Genomic DNA, 21,551 nt, shown 5'->3' on the forward strand with positions numbered 1-21,551 from the left:
GATGGGAGATATTATCGATATATACGGATTATCACCTTTACAAAAAGGGATACTGTTTCATACTTTATATGATCAAGATGATGATCATTCTTTTTCCTACATTGTACAGGTAGGATTCTTACTCGGTGGTCGATTGGATGTTGCTACTTTCGAAAAGGCTTGGGAATACATTATTCATCGACATGAGATCCTACGCTCTGTCTTTGTGTGGGAGGAAGTAGAAAAGCCATTGCAAGCTGTTTATCAACGTCTTCCTTTTACCATTCGTCAAGAAGACTGGAGTGCTCTTCCATATGGAGAGAGGGAAAAGAAATTACACCAGTTTTTGAATACTGATCGGAAGCAAGGGTTTTCGTTAGACGAAGCACCGTTGATGAGAATCACTGCGATTAAAGAAGCAGAAGAAGAAACGAGAATCATTTGGACGCATCATCATATTTTGTTGGATGGATGGAGTGTGTCCTTGATCTTCAGTGAAGTGATGGAAGTTTATCTCAAGATGATAAAGGGAGAAGCATTCGATCTTCCCAAGTCTCTTCCCTATAAAAAATATATCCAGTGGATTAATAAACAAGATCGAAGTAAAGCTGAGAAATTCTGGACAGAAGAATTAAAAGGATTTCATGCACCTACGCCATTAGCGATGGAAAGAAGTGACCAGGAGCAGGAGAAGGGTTATGGAGAGAGCGTTTATCAGCTATCTGAGGAACTGACTGAGACTTTACAAGAGTGGGTGCGAAATAGTCAGCTAACATTAAATACGTTAGTACAAGGAGCCTGGGCCTACTTGATGAGCCGGTATAGCGGCGAAAGCGACATCGTATTTGGTGTAACTAGCTCTGGACGTCCTACTGAATTAGTAGGAGCAGAGAAAATGGTTGGTCTATTCATTAACACATTGCCTACCCGAATTCGTGTAACAGATGATACATCAGTAGTAGAATGGCTCCGTAAGATACAGATGAAAGAAATGGAACGGAGACAATACGAGTATAATTCGTTGGTCGATATTCAAGGTTGGAGTGAAGTTCCAAGGAGTAGTGCTTTATTTCATACCTTGTATGTGTTCGAAAATTACCCGATCCAAGGAGAGCGCAATGCTGATTTAAGATTACTAGAGGTCCAAAGTGCAGAACAAACAAATTATCCTTTGACGCTCATTGCAATGCCAGGTAAGCAAATCACTTTGAAGTTAATGTATGACCGGCATCATTTTGATGAAGAGACCATTCATCGGATTCAGGGGCATCTATCGCAAACATTGATCCAGATGACGAAAAGCTCAGACTCAAAGCTATCCGAAATTACCTATTTAACAATGGAAGAGCGGACACAACTGCTAGAGAAATGGAATGATACCCAAGTAGAATATTCATGTGAGAGCATGATTCATACGTTATTTGAGCAGCAAGCGGAGAAAACACCAGAAGCGATTGCGGTTATTTATGAAAATGAGAAACTTACCTATAGAGAGCTGAATGAGCGTGCTAATCAGCTGGCCCATTATTTACAGAAGCGTGGTGTGGGTTCAGAGTCTTTAGTCGGTGTATATATGGAACGATCTCTACAAATGATGATAGGGCTGCTAGGGATTCTAAAATCAGGAGGAGCTTACGTACCGCTTGACCCTGCGTATCCCGAGAGTCGGCTACGCTATATAGTAGAAGATGCTAGAATCGAAGTACTAGTAACGCAAGAAAGATTAGGAAAAATAGGTATATCCGAACAAGTCGAAACAATTTGTATGGATCAAGATCAGATTGCGATTGAACAGGAAGAACCGACTGCATGTATAAGCAGTGTAACAGGAAAAAATTTAGCATACGTCATGTATACTTCAGGGTCTACAGGAAAACCAAAGGGAGTGATGATCGAGCATCATTCCGTGATCAATTACCTTGAATGGATGCAACATCAATATCCACTCTCTGAAAGGGATGTGGTCTTGCAGAAAACACCGATTTCATTTGACGTATCTGTGTGGGAGCTATTTTGGGGGATTAGTGTAGGAGCATGTGTATCTTTCCTTCCTCCGGGTGGAGAGAAAGATCCTTCGATAATAGCGGAAGTGATAGAGAAGCACCAAGTTACCGTTGTTCAATTTGTTCCCTCGATGCTATCTGTTTTTTTAGATCATTTCGATCATATTGAGTTGCAGCTGAAATGTTCATCCGTGCGTCATGTATTTTCCGGTGGAGAAGAACTTAGTCCAGGGTTGGTTAGACGATTTCAACAGTACTGGGATCGGAGCGGACAAGTTAAATTGACCAACTTTTATGGACCAACAGAAGCAACTATTTACGTGAATGCATTTGACTGTCAACCTAATCAAGAATTTGTGTCTATTGGTAATCCAATACAAAATATTCAGCTGTATGTGTTAGATCAGAATCGGCGCTTGCAATCGATAGGGATAGAGGGTGAGTTGTATATTGGTGGTGCAGGCTTAGCACGTGGTTACTTAAACCGACCTGATTTGACTGCTGAACGGTTCGTTCCGCATCCGTTTCAATTAGGAGAACGGCTATATCGAACTGGAGATTTAGTAAGATATCTAGCGGATGGAAATTTGGAATTTATAGGAAGAATAGACCATCAAGTGAAAATGCGTGGTTTTCGGATTGAACTTGGAGAAATTGAAGCAACTTTAGAAAGGCATTTGTCTATTAAAGAGGCTGTTGTGCTAGTAAGAGAAGATCGTCCAGGCGATCAGCGATTGGTAGCGTATGTGATAAGCGATGGAAATATCCAAAAGTGGCGAGAGTATCTGCAGGACCAACTACCGAATCACATGGTCCCAGCGCACCTTATAGCGTTGGAACATTTCCCGCTTACTCCTAATGGGAAAATAGACCGAAAAGCTTTACCAGCACCGGATGTACAATCTATGAGAGATTTTAACGTCCTACCGAGAACGCCGTCGGAAGAGCTCATCGTCTCGATTTGGAGTCAAGTGTTAGGAATAGAAAATATCGGCATTCAGGATTCTTTCTTTGAGCTGGGTGGGCACTCACTACTCGCTACCCAAATCGTTTCTCGATTACAAGAAGCATTTCAAACTAAAATCCCACTACGCGAACTTTTCAAGTACGATACGGTGGAGGCGCTGGCGAAGCGAGTGGAGCAGTTGTGTAAAGGAGATAAAAAGCGAGAGATTCCCCCACTTGTACCTATGACACGGGAAGAAGCGATTCCGCTTTCCTACGCACAGAAACGTCTATGGTTTATTGATCAATTAATGCCAAATAGTGCGCTGTACAATATTCATGCAGCATGTCGACTGACTGGGAAATGGTCGCTTGAAGCACTGGAGACGGGATGGAATCAGTTGATTGAACGTCATGAATCATTGCGGACGGTGATTCATGAGCGAGAGGGTCAACCTGTTCAGCAGATTCAGTCACATGTTTTCAGATCCCTTCCACAAATGGATTTAACAACGTTCTCTCTGGAAGACAGGGAAAGAGAGATGAAACGGATCATTCAAAACGAAGCTGAAGAACCATTTCACTTAGGACAAGGTCCTTTGATTCGGACGCGGATTTTGAAAATGGACAACGAGGAATGGGTACTCCTTTGTACGATGCATCATATTATTGCGGATGGATGGTCAATGGGAATCTTACTCGAAGAGTGGATGGCTTTTTATGAAGGAGCGATAAGTGGAAAGACAATGGAGTTGAAGAAGTTACCGGTCCAATATGCCGACTTTGCCCTGTGGCAAAAAGAATGGCAAAAAGAAGAGGATCTTGATCAGCACCTTCAATATTGGAAGGCAGAATTGGCTGGCGAGTTACCGGTCTTGCAACTACCGATGGATCGTTCCCGACCTGCTGTTCAAACTCACCGTGGTGCAAATCAGTCTCTGATGTTATCGAATTCCCTACAGGAAAATTTAAAGGAGTTAAGCCGGCAGGAAGGATCCACCTTATTCATGACTTTAATGGCGGCGTATCAAAGTTTCCTTTCTCGTTATACGGGACAAGACGACATTTTGGTTGGAAGTCCGATTGCGAACCGAAATATGAGAGAGACCGAAGGATTAATTGGTTTCTTTGCAAATACGTTGGTTTATCGAGCTAATCTCAGTGGAAATCCGACGTTCCAAGAGCTTCTGTCGCAGGTACGAAAAAAAGCATTAAAAGCATATGAGTATCAAGATATTCCGTTTGAGAAAGTGGTAGAAGCCGTAAAACCTGAACGGAATACGAGTCATTCGCCGATTTTCCAAACCATGTTTACCTTACAGAATACGAAACAAGGGTTCCCTCAGCTTTCTGAAAGAAACATGGAGATGATGGAAAGCCAGATGTCGGTTGCCAAATTTGATTTAAGTTTGTTTGCATCGGAGACGGAAGAAGGGTTATTGCTAACTTTTGAATATAATACAGATTTATTTAATGCTGCAACGATTGAACGAATGGCAGGCCATTTTGAACATTGGTTATATGAAATTGTATCCCATTCAAAAGATTCACTATCGGAACTGAATATGCTTTCGAAAGTAGAATATAAGCAGTTACTAGAGGGATGGAATGACACAGGTGTTGTGGACATACATGAAAGCACGATTCATACATTGTTTGAAGAACAAGTGGAGAAAACACCAGAAGCAATTGCGGTAGTGTGCGAAGATGAGGAACTAACGTATCGAGAACTGAACGAACGTTCCAATCAGTTGGCCCATTATCTTCAGAAGCGGGGTGTGGGATGCGAATCATTAGTTGGGATTAGTATTACACGTTCATCTGAGATGATTGTTGGTCTCTTAGGAATCATGAAAGCAGGAGGAGCGTATGTTCCGATTGATCCTGCGTATCCGGAGAGTCGGCTACGCTATATTTTAGCGGATGCTCATATTGAAGTACTAGTGACACAGGAAAAATTGCAGCAAAAAATGACGTTACCTGGATCTGTTGATGTAATTTGTATCGATCGTGATCGAGCGGCGATCAAGCGGGAAGTAACGACGGCATGTATGAGTGAAGTGACAAGCGCTAACTTAGCTTATATTATCTATACCTCAGGGTCCACTGGCAACCCTAAGGGAGTAATGATTGAGCATCGGAGTACAGTAACGATGATCCATTGGGCACATCAAACGTATTCCAGACAGGAATTAGCGGGAGTGCTGGCGTCAACTTCACTATCCTTTGATCTATCGGTTTTTGAAGTATTTGTTCCTTTGACGATAGGTGGCAAAGTGATTGTCGCTGAAAATGCCCTTCATCTAGACAAGTTGTCTACGAAAGATGTGACATTGATCAATACTGTACCATCAGCAGCGAGGGAATTAATTCGAGCAAAGATAATTCCTTCTTCGGTAAAGGTGATGAATTTGGCTGGAGAACCGTTAGCGCAGTCGCTTGTCCAGCACTTATATGAGAGAAGTCTAATTGAAAAGGTATACAACCTATACGGCCCATCCGAAGATACTACTTACTCCACGTATATGAAGCTAGAAAAGAGTGTCATACACAAGGTACCACCGATTGGTAGACCCATCTCCAACACAGAAGTGTATGTACTCAGCGCAAACCAACAAATGGTACCGATTGGTGTAGTGGGTGAGCTCTATATTGGGGGATCAGGATTGGCGCGTGGCTACTTAAATCGCCCTGACTTAACAAACGAGCGTTTTATCCCGCATCCATTTAAAGATGGGGAGCGAGTATATCGGACGGGAGACCTTGTGAGGTATTTACCGGACGGGAATTTGGATTATCTCGGTCGGGTCGATCATCAAGTGAAAATCCGTGGGTTCCGGATTGAGCTAGGGGAGGTTGAAGCGACGTTACAAAGTCATTCATCGGTTAACGAAGTCGTTGTGATGGTACGCGAAGACCATCCGGGTGATCAGCGTTTAGTTGCCTATGTAGTGGGAGAAGGAAATGCTCATGTGTGGCGTGATTATCTCAAGACCAAATTACCAAATTACATGGTTCCGGCACACTTTGTTGGATTGACAGCGTTCCCACTCACTCCAAATGGGAAAATCGATCGGAAAGCTTTACCAGCACCAGAGCGCAAGGAAGCAGAGGGTGGTTATGTTGCCCCTCGTACACCTACGGAAGAAGTGATTGTTTCAATATGGCATCAAGTTTTGGGTATGGAAAATATCGGGATTCATGATTCGTTTTTTGAACTCGGTGGCCATTCATTACTCGCAACACAAGCTGTTTCTAATCTGAAAGAAGCCTTTGGAATTGAGTTACCACTGTATGACTTCTTTACGCATCATACGGTGCGGGAATTAGCGGAATGGATTGATCAGTTGCGCCGTAGTGGAAATGAGCAAGCAGAGAATGATAGTAAGGAGAATGTAAGTTTTCAAGACTATATTCAAAAAGAAGCTGCAGCGAATGATGATGAAGAGTTACTTGAACTTCTTAAGCAATTGGAAGAGCTATCAGAGGAAGAAGCGCAAAGTATATTCGAAAGCAATTTGGTTGAGGAAGGGGTAAAAAAATGAGAAGTGATTTACTTGCAAAGCTGAATTCGCTTTCTCCTGAGAAGAGAGCATGGCTTCAGAAGCAGATGCAGAAAAAGGAGAATAAAGAAGAGCTTCCGTTGTCCTATGCACAACAACGTTTATGGTTTATGGATCGATTTAACCCAAACAGTTCGTTATATAATATTCCAACAGTATGGCGTTTAAAAGGAAATTGGATACCTGAAGCATTGGAAAAGGGATTAAATCGACTCATTGAGCGTCATGAATCATTACGCACCGTTTTTAAGGAAATAGGGGATCAACCTGTACAACATATTGTCGAATTCCTTCCTAGAAAACTACCTGTAGAGGATTATTCTCATCTTCCTTTAGAAGTAAAAGAAAAAGAGATAGAGAGTTTAATTGCTAAAGAAGCACAGGATCCGTTTGATTTAATGAATGGTCCTTTGATTCGGAATCAGCTGGTTCAATTAGGGAATGAGGAATGGTTATTGCTATGTACCATGCATCATATTATTTCTGATGCGTGGTCTATCGGCATATTAATTAATGAATTGCTTGCTTTCTATGAGGAAGAAATGAGTGGGAAGCCTGCTGGACTTAGTTCATTATCAATTCAATATGCAGACTTTGCGAAATGGCAAAAGCAGTGGTTGCAGGGTGAAGTGTTGGATCGACAACTCACGTATTGGCAGGAAGAATTGTCTGGTGAGCTTCCTATACTACAACTGCCAGTGGATCGCCCGCGACCGGTTACGCAAACGTACGCTGGGGACACGTATGGCGTGACTCTTCCTCACAAACTGCTCAGTGCATTAAAGGATTTAAGTCGACGAGAAGGATCCACCTTATTTATGACATTAATGGCTGCATATCAGAGCTTTCTTGCTCGTTATACAGGACAAAAAGATATTCTCGTTGGAAGTCCGATTGCAAATCGGAATCATAAAGGAGTAGAGGGATTAATCGGCTTCTTTGTTAATACGTTGGTCTATCGGGCGGATTTAAGTGGAACTCCTACGTTCCAGGAGATTTTGTCGCAAGTAAAGAAAAAGGCGTTGAAAGCGTATGAATATCAAGATATCCCGTTTGAAAAAGTGGTAGAAGCTGTACAACCTGAACGGAGTACGAGTCATTCGCCTATCTTCCAGACCATGTTTACACTACAGAATATAAAACAAGAACGAATAGAACTGTCTGGTAGAAGTTTGGAAATGATAGAAAGTAATATTGCCATTGCGAAATTCGATTTGAGTCTAACTACTTTTGAAGTGGAAGCAGGTCTATTTGTCTCTTTTGAATACAATACAGATTTATTTGATAGTAGTACCATTTCGCGTATGGCAGGGCATTTTGAAAACTGGTTGAACGAAATTGTACATCATCCAGATGAATCATTTACAGAGTTATCGATGCTATCGGACACAGAACAGAAGCTGCTCTTGGAAGAGTGGAATGACACTGACGTAGTTTATGCACATGAGAGTATGATTCACGAACTGTTTGAGCAGCAGGTTGCGCGTACACCTGAAGCGGTGGCGGTAGTGTATGAAGGTGGGCAGCTGACATATCAAGAACTCAACGAGAGAGCGAATCAATTGGCACATTATTTACAGAAACGAGGGATAGGACCTGAGTCATTGGTCGGTATATGTGTCGAGCGTTCACCTGATATGATCATTGGTCTCTTTGGGATTCTTAAAGCGGGTGGGGCTTATGTCCCACTGGATCCGAGCTATCCCGAAAAGCGCCTAAGGTACATTTTAAAGAACTCACAGATTCAAGTACTTTTAACAAAGGAAGCACTACAGGACTGGTTGCCCGAAGGTATCCAAGCGATTTGTTTGGATCGGGATCAAGCAGCGATTTCTAAAGAGAGTAGCTTGGCGCCAGTGAGTGGAGTGACAGCAAACAACTTGGCGTATATCATTTACACTTCAGGTTCGACAGGGAATCCGAAGGGAGTGATGATTGAACACCACTCGGTTATTAACCGATTACAGTGGATGCAAAAAAATTATCCATTATCTGAACAGGATACAATTCTTCAAAAAACGCCGTTTTCGTTTGATGTCTCTGTGTGGGAATTATTTTGGTGGTCATTTGTAGGGGCGCGTGTTTGTCTACTTCCACCGGGTGGCGAGAAGGATCCTGCAATGATGGAGGAGTGTATTGAGCGATATCGCGTGACCACGATGCACTTTGTTCCGTCGATGTTATCTACTTTCTTGGAGTATATGGAACAATCCAAAGTGAAAAAGGACGTATCGTCTTTGTGTCAGGTTTTCACAAGTGGAGAAGCGTTAAATACTGAACAAGTTCGCCGGTTTAAGGGTGTGTTTTATGATTTTCAGCAAACGAAGTTATGCAACTTGTATGGTCCTACCGAAGCGACTGTAGATGTCACTTACTATGATTGTGATTTAGAGAAAGAACCGGTGCTTATTCCAATTGGTCGTCCGATTGATAATACGAAGTTGTATGTCTTAGATCAAAACCAACAGGTAGTACCGATTGGTGTGGCCGGGGAACTTTACCTTGGTGGTGTAGGTTTGGCACGTGGTTATTTCAATCGTCCAGAGTTAACTGCTGAACGTTTTATTCCGCATCCATTTAAGGAAGGGGAACAGCTCTATCGGACGGGGGACCTGGTGAGGTATCTGAATGATCGCAACTTGGAGTACATTGGAAGAATAGATAACCAAGTGAAAATCAGGGGCTTCCGGATTGAGTTGGGAGAGGTTGAAGCGGTCTTACACGATCATTCATCTGTGAAAGAGGCTGTCGTGTTAGTAAGGGAAGATCATCCCGGAGATAAGCGGTTAGTAGCTTATGTGGTGGGTGAAGGGAACACTAGAGAATGGCGTGAGCACATCAAGGTGCAATTACCGAATTACATGGTTCCGGCACACTTTGTCGAGATAGAAGCGATGCCACTCACTCCGAATGGAAAAATCGATCGCAAAGCCTTACTGGCATTGGATATACAGTCTATGAGCGTAAATAGTGCCACAGTTTCACCACGAACACCAGTCGAAGAGCTCGTTGCATCGGTATGGAGTCAAGTGCTAGGGATAGAAAATATTGGTGTTCAGAATTCTTTCTTCGAACTCGGTGGTCACTCGCTACTTGCTACCCAAGTTGTCTCACGGTTAAAAGAAGTTTTTCAAGTCGAATTACCAGTACGTGAACTGTTTGAGTATCCAACGGTGGAGGCACTGGCGAAACGATTGGATCAATTGCGTAAAGGAGACAAGAAAAGAGAGATTCCACCGCTTATACCGATGGAACGGGGAGAAGTCATCCCGCTCTCTTATGCGCAACAGCGCCTATGGTTTATCGATCAATTCACGCCGAATAGTGCACTTTATAATATGCCAATGGTATGCCGCCTTACAGGGAATTGGGTACTCGAAGCATTGGAGAAGGGATGGAATCAGCTGATAGAGCGCCATGAATCTTTGCGGACGGTGTTCTATGAAGTAGATGGTCATCCTGTGCAGCGGATTCAGCCATATGCTTTCAGGTCTCTTTCCCAAATGGATTTAACTATGCTTTCTCCGGAAGAGCGAGAAGCAGAAGTTAAGCGTTTGATTCAGCAAGAAACAGAAGTGCCATTTGATTTAGAAGAGGGACCGTTGATTCGGACAAACATCTTGCGAGTAGGAGAAGAGGAATGGGTTCTTCTTGGCACCATGCATCATATCATTTCGGATGGATGGTCGATGGGGGTCCTACTTGAAGAATGGATAGCTTTCTATGAGGAAGCAACGGATGGGAAAGTGGCGGAACTTAAACCATTATCAATCCAATATGCGGACTTTGCACAGTGGCAAAAGGGATGGTTGAAGGAAGAGGTGCTTGAACAGCAGCTTCACTATTGGCAAGAAGAATTGTCTGGTGAGCTTCCTGTACTACAACTGCCAATGGATCGTCCTCGTCCTGCGGTACAAACTCATCGCGGATCGACACACACTGTGCTGCTGTCACGTTCGTTACGTGACAAACTGAATGAGCTCAGTCATCAAGAAGGATCGACGCTCTTCATGACCCTGTTGGCTGCGTACCAAAGCTTCCTTTCCCGTTATACAGGACAAGAAGATATTCTCGTTGGAAGTCCGATTGCGAATCGTAATTATAGAGAGATTGAAGGATTAATTGGTTTCTTCGTGAACACGTTGGTTTATCGTGCTGATCTGAGTGGTACACCGACCTTCCAAGATATTTTGTCTCAGGTGCGTCAAAAGGCACTGAAAGCATATGAATATCAAGATATTCCATTTGAAAAAATTGTGGAAGTTGTGCAACCCGAACGGAGTACGAGTCATTCGCCGATTTTCCAGACGATGTTCATTTTACAAAATATGAAACAAGAGCTTCCATTATTGTCTGGTAAAAAGATCGAAATGATAGAAAGTCATAGTCCAATCGCGAAATTTGATTTAAGTGTCATGGCAACTGAGACGGAAGAAGGATTAATCTTCTCTTTTGAATACAATCAGGATTTGTTTGATGTTACAACTATCGAACGAATGGCAGGACATTTTGAAACATGGTTACATGAAGTTTCTCATTATCCACAAAAACCGTTGAATCGTCTAGAGGTGTTATCCGAATTCGAGCGTGATTTGTTATTAGAGACATGGAATGACACCGCAATGGAAATGTCCCAAGAAGGTCTTATTTGCGACAGATTTGAGGATCGAGTAGTGAGGGAGCCTGATGCGATTGCAGTGGTCGATCAAATGAGAGAGTGGACCTACGGTGAACTGGATGCGCAAGCAAATCAGTTGGCACATGTTTTGCAGAGAAAAGGGGTTGTTCCTGAATCAGTTGTGGGTGTCTATCTCCCAAGATCGGCTGAGCTCATGGTAAGTTTACTTGGTATATTAAAAGCTGGCGGGGCCTATGTCGTCCTAGATCCGTTGTATCCGAAATCAAGGTTAGAGTACATGATTGAAGATGCGGGGATCAAAATCGTGGTAACGACAGCAGGGCAAGAAAGCCTTTCCGAACAGGTTGAAACGGTGAGATTAGAAGAGATAACAGATGAAAGCACAATTGCACCGAAGCGGCAGGTGAAACCAGAGCACTTAGCCTATATCGTCTACACCTCCGGCTCTACAGGAAAGCCAAAGGGGGTCATGGTCGAATACCGGTCATTGATGAATATGGTCTCTTGGCATCAAGCGGTATACCAAATTACAGCGCAGGATCGTGCGACTCAAATTGCGGGGATTGCCTTCGACTCAGCGGTGCAGGAGATTTGGCCTTATCTCACTGCTGGTGCAGCACTATACCTATCAACAGAAGAGTTGCGGATCAATCCAGAGGCCTTACGAGATTGGCTCATTGATTCACGAATCACGGCTAGCTTTGCGCCTACACCTATTTTAGAAAGACTCTTGAAATTATCTTGGCCAGAGAAGACGGATCTCCGTTTTATCATTACGGGAGGAGATCAGTTAACACAGTATCCATCTGAATATATCCCTTTTGCAGTGATAAATCAGTATGGACCATCGGAAAATACCGTCGTTACGACTGATTGTTACGTGTCTGTAGGGATGACAACAGGTACTCCGTCGATTGGTCGACCGATTGCAAATACAGAAGTATATGTGTTAGATTCTCACCTTCAGCTAGTGCCGGTGGGGGTAATTGGAGATCTCTATATTGGAGGAAAGAGCCTTGCTCGTGGCTATATCAATCGTCCGGAACTTACGGAGGAAAAATTTATTCCGCATCCGTTCAAGTCAGGGGAACGTCTCTATTACACTGGGGATAGAGCAAGTTACCTTCCTGATGGCAATCTCCAGTTCCATGGTCGTATGGATGACCAAGTAAAGATTCGTGGTTTTCGGATTGAACTGGGAGAAGTTGAAGCAACTTTGCAAGCACATTTATCTGTGAAAGAAGCGGTTGTACTAGTAAGAGAGGATCATTCAGGAGACAAGCGTTTGGTAGCTTATGTAGTTGGTGAGGGAAGTGTTCATGAATGGCGGGAGCATCTGCAAATCCATTTACCAAATTACATGGTTCCAGCACACTTTGTCGAGATGGCATTTTTACCACTTACACCGAATGGAAAACTCGATTTAAAAGCATTGCCTGTACCTGATGAATCACCTACTGAAAATAAAGTATACCCACGAACTCCGATGGAAGAGCTCATCGCATCGGTATGGGGGCAAGTGCTAGGCGTAGAAAATATTGGTGTTCAGGATTCCTTCTTCGATCGAGGTGGACACTCGCTACTTGCTACCCAAGTTGTCTCACGGTTAAAAGAAGCATTACAAATCGAACTGCTGGTGCGTGAACTGTTTGAGCATTCAACAGTAGAAGCGTTGGCTAAGCGATTGGATCAATTGCTTAAAGGAGGCAGAAAACGAGAGATTCCACCGCTTATGCCGATGGAACTGGGAGAACTTATTCCGCTCTCTTATGCGCAACAGCGCCTATGGTTCATCGACCAATTTATGCCAAATAGTGCGCTTTATAATATGCCGATAGTATGCCGTCTTACAGGGAACTGGGTACATGAAGCATTGGAAACGGGATGGAATCAGTTGATAGAGCGTCATGAATCTTTGCGGACGGTGTTCCATGAAGTGGACGGCCATCCTGTGCAGCAGATTCAACCGTATGCTTTTCGATCTCTTCCCCAAATAGATCTAACTACGCTTTCTCGGGAAGAACAAGAAAGAGAAATGGAACAATGGATCCAAAACGAAGTCGAAGCGCCATTTGACTTAGAACAAGGTCCATTGTTCCGTGGGAAAATTGTGCAAATCGCAGAAGAAGAATGGATTCTGCTTTGTACCATGCATCATATTATCTCGGATGGCTGGTCGATGGAAGTCTTACTCCAAGAATGGATGGCATTTTATGAAGAGGCGGTTGGTGGAAAGGCAGCAGAACTCGCACCATTACCGGTTCAATATGCCGATTTTGCCCAATGGCAAAGAGAATGGTTGAAAGAAGAAATACTGGATCATCAGCTTGCATACTGGAAGGAAGAGCTGTCTGGCGAGTTACCAGTTTTAATGTTGCCGATGGATCGTCCTCGTCCCGCTGTGCAAACCCATCGTGGATCGACATACACTATGTTGTTGTCACGCTCGTTACGCGACAAACTGAACGAACTTAGTCGACAAGAAGGATCGACGCTCTTCATGACCCTAATGGCATCGTATCAAAGCTTCCTTGCCCGTTATACAGGACAATCGGATATTCTTGTCGGAAGCCCGATTGCAAATCGGAATTATCGCGAGATTGAAGGGTTGATTGGTTTCTTTGTCAATACGCTGGTTTATCGTGCTGATTTGAGTGGTACACCGACCTTCCAAGATATCTTGTCTCAGGTGCGTCAAAAGGCACTGAAAGCATATGAATATCAAGATATTCCATTTGAAAAAATTGTGGAAGTTGTGCAACCAGAGAGAAGTACAAGCCATTCGCCGATTTTCCAAACGATGTTTACCTTGCAAAACACGAAACAAGAGCTACCAGAGCTTCATGGAAGAAGTGTAGAAGCGATGGAAAGTCATGTTTCGATTGCGAAGTTTGATTTGAGTTTAAGCGCTGCAGAGGTGGAAGAGGGTTTATTCCTTTCCTTTACTTATAAGACTGATTTATTTGATGTTGTAACTATCAGACGGATGGCTGGGCATTTTGAAAACTGGTTGAATGAAATTGTAGAACATCCTGATCAATCACTGATGCAGTTGCCGATGCTATCGGGATTGGATCAGCAGTTGCTGGAAGAGTGGAATGATACGGAAGTAGTGTATTCGCATGAATATATGTTCCATGAGTTATTTGAGAAGCAAGCCGAGCGTTCGCCAGATGCGATAGCAGTCGTGTATGAAGAACAAAAACTAACTTATCAAGAGTTGAATGAGAAGGCGAACCAATTGGCTCGTTACCTCCGGAAAAAGGGAGTTGGGCAGGAGTCTCTTGTTGGTCTTTGTATCGAGCGCTCTGCTCAGATGGTCGTAGGATTAATGGGGATCTTGAAAGCAGGGGGAGCGTATGTACCACTTGACCCCGAATATCCAAAAGAACGATTGCAGTTCATTTTGAAAGATACGAAGATGAAAACACTTGTAACAACCGAAGGATCACAGGTTGAGTTATGGAGAGAAGTCGAGGCAATTTGTCTGGATCGCGATCAAATGCTGATTGCACAAGAGAGCGTGCTGTCACCGCCGAGTAAAGTCGTAGGAGAAAATGCGGCGTACGTCATCTATACCTCGGGTTCGACAGGAAATCCAAAGGGAGTTGTGATTCAGCATGACGCGCTATTAAATCTATCTCACGCATTACAGAGCGAAATTTTTTCATACGATGCATGTAACGTTCGGGTTGGTTTAAATGCTTCAATCGCTTTCGATTCCTCTATAAAGCAATTGCAAATGCTTTTGTATGGTGGGTGCTTATATGTTATTCCCACAGAAGTTCGTTCTGATCCAAGCCGGTTTGTTTCCTATATTCAAGAAAACCTGCTGGATGTGATGGATGTAACACCGTCCATGCTTCGGTTGCTGATCGATGGAGGGCTATTGGAGGCGTGTGATGGTGCTCATGTACCTAGTAAGGTACTGGTAGGTGGTGAAGCGATTGAACCATCATTATGGGAGCAATTAGTAGCGGCGGATAATGTCGCATTTTATAATGTGTATGGCCCGACAGAATGTACGGTCGATACGACTTATTCTTATCTTAGAAAAGATCAACGATTATCGATAGGTCGTCCATTGCCAAATGTCCAAGTGTATGTTTTGAACGAGCATTTGCAAACTGTTCCCATCGGTACAACGGGAGAGCTATATATAGGCGGATCAGGTCTAGCGAGAGGATACTTGAATCGTCCAGAGTTAACGTCCGAACGATTTATTTCTCATCCGTTCAAAGAAGGAGAGAGGCTATATCGAACAGGAGATCTGGTGAGGTACCTTCCTGATGGGAACTTGGATTATGTAGGAAGAGTCGATAATCAAGTGAAAATTCGAGGTTTCCGAATTGAGCTTGGGGAAATTGAGGCAACCTTGCAGGAGCAGCCCGCAGTAAAAGAGGCAGTTGTGATGGTGAGGGAAGATCAGCCTGGAAGTAAGCGATTGGTAGCCTATGTAGTGGGGGAAGGAAGTAAAGAAGAATGGCGCGAGTATCTCAAAGCAAAATTGCCAAGCCATATGGTTCCCTCCTACTTTGTCGAGATGGACGAGTTACCACTGAACATAAATGGAAAGATCGACCGGAAATCTTTGCCTGTTCCAGATCGTCAAGGGATAGAAGAAGGTTACGTGGCGCCAAGAAATGAGCGTGAACAAATACTTGCTACAATTTGGGAACATGTACTAGGTACAAAACCGATTGGCATTCATGACAACTTTTTTGAAAGCGGTGGAGACTCGATCCTTAGCATTCAGATTGTCTCTCGTGCGAAGCAAGCAAGTTTGCAATTGACACCAAAGCAAATGTTTGAACACCAAACGATTGCCGAGTTGGCGCAAGTAGTCAAAGAGGAACAAGGAGTACAAGCGGAGCAAGGGGTTGTAACTGGAGAACTGATTCTTACACCTATCCAGCAAAGGTTTTTTGCACAAAATCATCCAAACCCACATCATTGGAATCAATCCATGTTCTTTAAAACAAAAGAGCGACTGGATACAGTATTATTGGAGAAAGCTGTGCGTACTCTTTTAATCCATCATGATGCCTTACGTTTACGATATGAATGTTTATCGGTTGGAACTTGGAAACAGCGGAACGAAGGGATTGAAGATCAAGCGACGCTGACTGTGATTTCATTGGACGAAGTGCCACAAGCAGAATGGCATCAAGTGATTCAAACGGAGATTGACACTGCACAAGAAAGCATACACTTACACGCAGGACCGCTAATGAGGATGGTGTACTTTGATGAAGGTGAGAAAAGAGGCGGCCGATTATTCTGGGTGATTCATCACTTAGCAGTGGATGGTGTTTCTTGGCGGATTTTATTGGAGGATCTGCAAACGGCGTATAATCAAGCGCACCAGGCTCAGAAGATCCAATTACCGGCGAAGAGTACATCCTTTAAAGTGTGGTCGGAGAAATTGCACCATTATGCTGAAGCGGGGATTGCGCAAGAAGTACGTGATTATTGGGAGCAGCAGTCCGAACAAGAAGTAGCTATGCTACCAGTGGATGTCACCTTCGAAGATTCAGTAAACACAGGAATCGAGGAGATTACCGTGGTGCTGGATGAGAAAGAGACCCGTGCGTTATTGCAAGAGATTTCAAGCACCCATCGTGTCCAAATCAATGAAGTACTATTGACAGCATTGGTGCAGGCTACGGCAGCATGGACAGGTCATCTAGCGCTGACCGTGGATTTGGAGGGACATGGTCGGGAAGAGATTATCGAAGGCGTTGATCTGTCGAGAACCGTGGGATGGTTTACAAGTATCTACCCTGTTCACTTGAATATTACAGGTGCCCATACGCCTGTCGCAGCATTAAAAGCAGTCAAAGAACAAGTGCGTCAAATTCCTAATAAGGGTGTTGACTACGGGATTTTGCGGTACTTGAATCCAGCGATGCATGAGCGATTCGAGTCTCAACCTACGCCGTCCATTAGTTTTAACTATCTTGGACAATTTGACCAAATGTTTTCTGAAGATGCGATGTTTGCTCCAGAGACCGGATTTACGCGTTTAGACCATGCTCCTGGTTCCAAGCGATCACATTTAATTGATGTGATTGGAATTGTAACTGATGGAAAACTTCATTTTACTTGGGTCTACAATGTTGGACAATTTGCGAGGTCGACCATTCAAAGTGTTGCGGAGAATATGCTCTATCAACTAAGTGGATTGATTCATTCTTCTGATGGAGAATCTGCACTGACTGTTTCGGATTTTGCCATTGCAAATCTTACCTCAGCAGAGTTGAACAAAGTACTAGCTAAGATGAATCGTGGAAAGGATCAGTCGATTACCGACTTGTATCCGCTATCACCTTTGCAGGAGGGCATGATCTTTCATACGCTGCATGATCAAGGGGATGAACATGTAGCACCGTATATGGTGCAATTAAGTTTCCTGCTTAAAGGGAAATTAGATATCCTTACTTTCGAACAGGCATGGAAATCAGTGATTCAGCAGCATGAGATTTTTCGCTCGGCATTTGTGTGGAATGAGATTGAAGAGCCCTTACAAGTCGTGTATGATCATATCCCATTTAAGCTGAATGAACTGGATTGGCGTGCGCTATCTGTTGAAGAAAAAGAGGAGAAACGAAAAGCCTTTATGGCATCGGATCGAAAACAAGCCTTTCATTTTGATGAAGCGCCATTAATGCGGGTGACTGTTATTCAAGAAGCGGAGGAAGAATACCAGGTTGTGTGGACGCATCATCATATTTTGTTGGATGGATGGAGTTTACCACTGGTCTTTAACGAATTGCTTACAGTGTATCAGAAGAGAATGAAAGGAGAGGTTGTGAACTTACCTAAGTCACCGCCATATAAGAAATATATTCAATGGCTGAAAGAGCAGGATCAGGAGAAAGCGGAACGATTCTGGAGAGAGAAATTCAGAGGTTTTACAGCACCAACCCTGCTTGGTTTAGAAAGTAAGGAGCAAGATAAAGGCTATACAGAGAAGGTTGCTCATTTGTCAGAAGAGCAGACCCGGGCGTTACGAATCTGGGCGAAGCGCAATAAGCTTACCTTGAGTACGGTGATTCAAGGTGCGTGGGCATATCTTATGAGCCGATATAGCGGTGAGAATGACATTGTCTTTGGCGTAACTAGCTCGGGACGACCTACAGAGATTATTGATGTTGAACACATTGTAGGTCCCTTTATCACTACATCACCGACACGGATCCAGTTGACAGATAATCTGAAAGTAAGGGATTGGTTGCAGAAGATACAAGAGGAAGAGATAGAAAGAAGGCAGTATGAATATGCTTCTTTGACAGAGATTCAGGGATGGAGTGAAGTTCCAAGAGGAACTCCGCTGTTCCATAGCTTGTATGTGTTCGAAAACTACCCGGTGAAAGAGGAGTCTACAGGAGATCTAGAAATTGGTGGTTTGGAAGGAGTAGAGCAAACTCATTATCCATTAGGATTGACGGTTGTTCCAAAAAGCCAGGTGTTGTTAAAGTTGAAGTATGATCGTAGCAAGTTTAATGGCCTCACCATTGAACGGATGCTGGGTCATTTAAGTCAGGTGTTAAAGCAAATGATCGAGAACGTTGATCAAACTCTGTCGGAGCTGGTGTATGTTACGGAAATGGAGCAGAAACAACTACTGGAAGAATGGAATGATAACGCAGCAGCGTATCCACGTGAGAGTGTGATCCACAAACTGTTTGAAGATCAAGTGGATCGTACACCTGATGCGGTGGCAGTGGTGGATGAAAATCAGCAGTTAACGTATCGAGAGCTGAATGAGAAAGCAAACCAATTGGCCCATTATCTTCAGAAATGTGGGATTGGGACCGAGTCATTGGTCGGGCTTTGTTTCCAACGTTCAGTTGAGATGATTGTCGGTCTCATGGGAATCTTGAAAGCTGGATCAGCCTATGTTCCGTTGGATCCATCGTATCCAGAAAGTCACCTACGATATATTCTGGAGGACACAGGAATTCAAATATTGGTTACGAACGAAGTATCACAAGGTTGGATACCTGAAGAAGTTAAAACAGTTTGTTTGGAACGGGATCAAGCAATGATTTCGCAAGAAAACACCCTTTCACCAATATGTAAAGTGACAGGAGAAAACTTGGCGTATGTTATCTACACTTCAGGTTCGACCGGGAATCCAAAAGGGGTTTTGGTGCAGCATCATTCGGTATTAAATCTATCCTATGGTTTACAGAAAGAGGTTTTTTCACATCGGACACCTGTTAACATGCGCGTTGGTCTAAATGCCTCAATCGCCTTTGATTCATCCGTTAAACAATTACAAATGCTTTTGTATGGTTCTAGTTTGTATATTATTTCAAACGAAGTTCGCAGTGATCCTCAACAGTTTGTATCTTACATTCGGGAGAATAAGTTGGAAATGTTCGATATAACACCTTCACTACTCCAATTACTCATAGATGAGGGGTTGTTAGAAACAAACGATAGTGTTCATGTTCCAAGCAAGGTACTGGTCGGTGGAGAAGCGATTATGCCATCACTGTGGGAACAATTAGTAGAGGCCGACAAGGTCCATTTTTATAACGTGTATGGTCCTACAGAATGTACGGTTGATGCGACATGCTATCGCATCAAAAAAGATAGTGAGAGAGTAACCATTGGGCGTCCTTTGCCGAACGTTCAAGCCTATGTATTGGATGAGAATTTGTTACCTGTTCCAGTTGGTGTAACGGGTGAACTTTATATTGGCGGAGCAGGCCTAGCGAGAGGATACTTGAATCGTCCAGAGTTAACGTCCGAGCGTTTTATTCCTCATCCATTTAATGAAGGGGAACGGCTATACCGGACGGGAGATCTAGTCCGCTATTTAGCTGATGGCCATTTGGATTATCTGGGAAGAATCGATAATCAAGTGAAAATTCGAGGCTTCCGGATTGAGCTTGGAGAGATTGAAGCGAATTTAGAAAGTCATCCATCGGTGAAAGAGGCAGTAGTCTTGATAAGAGAGGAACAACCAGGAGATCAGAGATTGGTTGCCTATGTGGTGGGTGAAGGAAGTATGTATGAATGGCGTGAGCATCTCAAGAGACAAGTACCGAATTATATGGTTCCTGCACACCTTATTAAGGTAGACGCGATTCCGCTTACGACAAACGGGAAGGTTGATCGAAAGGCGCTGAATAGCTTAACGATTCAAAGAGATAGTACATTTTCTACACCAATCATCCCACGGGATGAAATTGAGTATCAGCTGATTAAAATTTGGCAGGATTTGCTACAAATAGAAGGTGTCCATGTAAATGATGACTTCTTCGAAAGAGGGGGGCACTCGCTTCTTGTAATCAAATTGATTTCAAAAATCAGAGAGAAATTTGGAAAAGAGATTAGGGTGTCCGCACTGATTGAGAACCCGACAGTGGAAGGAATGGCTTGTCTGATCCGTGACAATTATGGTGTGGAAAAATCGTTATCGGGCCTGGTTCCATTACAAGAATCAGAGAAAAGGCCTTTCTTCTGTATTCATCCGTTTATGGGGAATGTATTCTGTTACATTCAGCTAGCAAGGTTACTCAAGGATCACTGCTCATTTTATGGGCTACAAAATCCTCTCGTAGAGAAAGAAGGAATGGACGGATTAACTTTGTCAGAAGTAGTTCAACTCTACATTGAGGAAATAAAGCACGTTCAGCCAGAGGGACCGTATCGTCTGGGAGGATGGTCGCTGGGCGGTGCCATCGCCTATGAAATCGCAACTATGTTACGGAATCAAGGAGAAGAAGTTGAGGTGTTGGTACTAATGGATACCAAGGTGCCTTCAGAACAGGATGACAAGACGGAGGATGAAATGCTATCTTATATATTGGAGCATTTTATCCATTTAGAGCTAGTGGAGCAGGAAGAAGAGCTCGTTCATCAACAGGACTTGCTTGTTGAGCGATTAATTGTGGAAGGAGTGCTCCCGCCTGATGCAAATCTTACGAATTTGAAACAAATTATCAATGCTCATAGGAAGTGTCTGAATTTAATGGCAGAGCATGATTTAATACCATATTCTGGGGAAGTCCTTTACTTTAGTGCTGAGGAAGGTAAAGAATTGTTTGCGAATTGGAAGCCGTTATTACAGGGGAAAGTGAATAAGTATTCGGTGCCTGGGTCGCATGAGGAAATCGTCTTCTCCCCAGCAGTGGAAAAGATAGCTAAATATCTCGTAAATGAATTAGAAGGGGTAGAGGGAGCGTACCTTTCGTTAACCACAAAGTAGAGTGTCCAGAAAGATACAACTTTATGAACAAAAATTTTCACTATCAAAGGTATTATTTGTGAATAGTGATGTGAATGCAAAAAAAAGCTGCCTAATGACTGTACATCAAATTTGTGAAATTACGAGTATATCAAGAGCAGCACTTTATAGGGTTCTGGTGCAAAAATCATTTGATAGAGACATAGAAACCTACATGG

Annotated in this window: 2 protein-coding genes; both read left to right on the top strand. The window is 43.3% G+C overall.

What is annotated here, in order from left to right; all coding sequences use genetic code 11:
• Position 1 precedes the first annotated feature (1 nt).
• Positions 2-6,472 (top strand): non-ribosomal peptide synthetase, encoded by a 6,471-nt coding sequence (locus tag AZF08_RS18070; protein WP_033677238.1) that lies wholly within the window; start codon positions 2-4, stop codon positions 6,470-6,472.
• Positions 6,469-21,354, top strand: a complete 14,886-nt coding sequence (locus AZF08_RS18075) for a non-ribosomal peptide synthetase (RefSeq protein WP_063177333.1) — start codon at positions 6,469-6,471, stop codon at positions 21,352-21,354. Before AZF08_RS18070 ends, AZF08_RS18075 begins: the two co-directional genes overlap by 4 nt.
• Positions 21,355-21,551 lie beyond the last annotated feature (197 nt).

Origin of the sequence: Bacillus gaemokensis (assembly GCF_001590835.1) — a bacterium.
Lineage (GTDB): Bacteria > Bacillota > Bacilli > Bacillales > Bacillaceae_G > Bacillus_A > Bacillus_A gaemokensis.

Bases quoted from the DNA above. Each gene is read 5' to 3' on its own strand.
- AZF08_RS18070 (WP_033677238.1), top strand. From the start codon at position 2: ATGGGAGATATTATCGATATATACGGATTATCACCTTTACAAAAAGGG.
- AZF08_RS18075 (WP_063177333.1), top strand. From the start codon at position 6,469: ATGAGAAGTGATTTACTTGCAAAGCTGAATTCGCTTTCTCCTGAGAAG.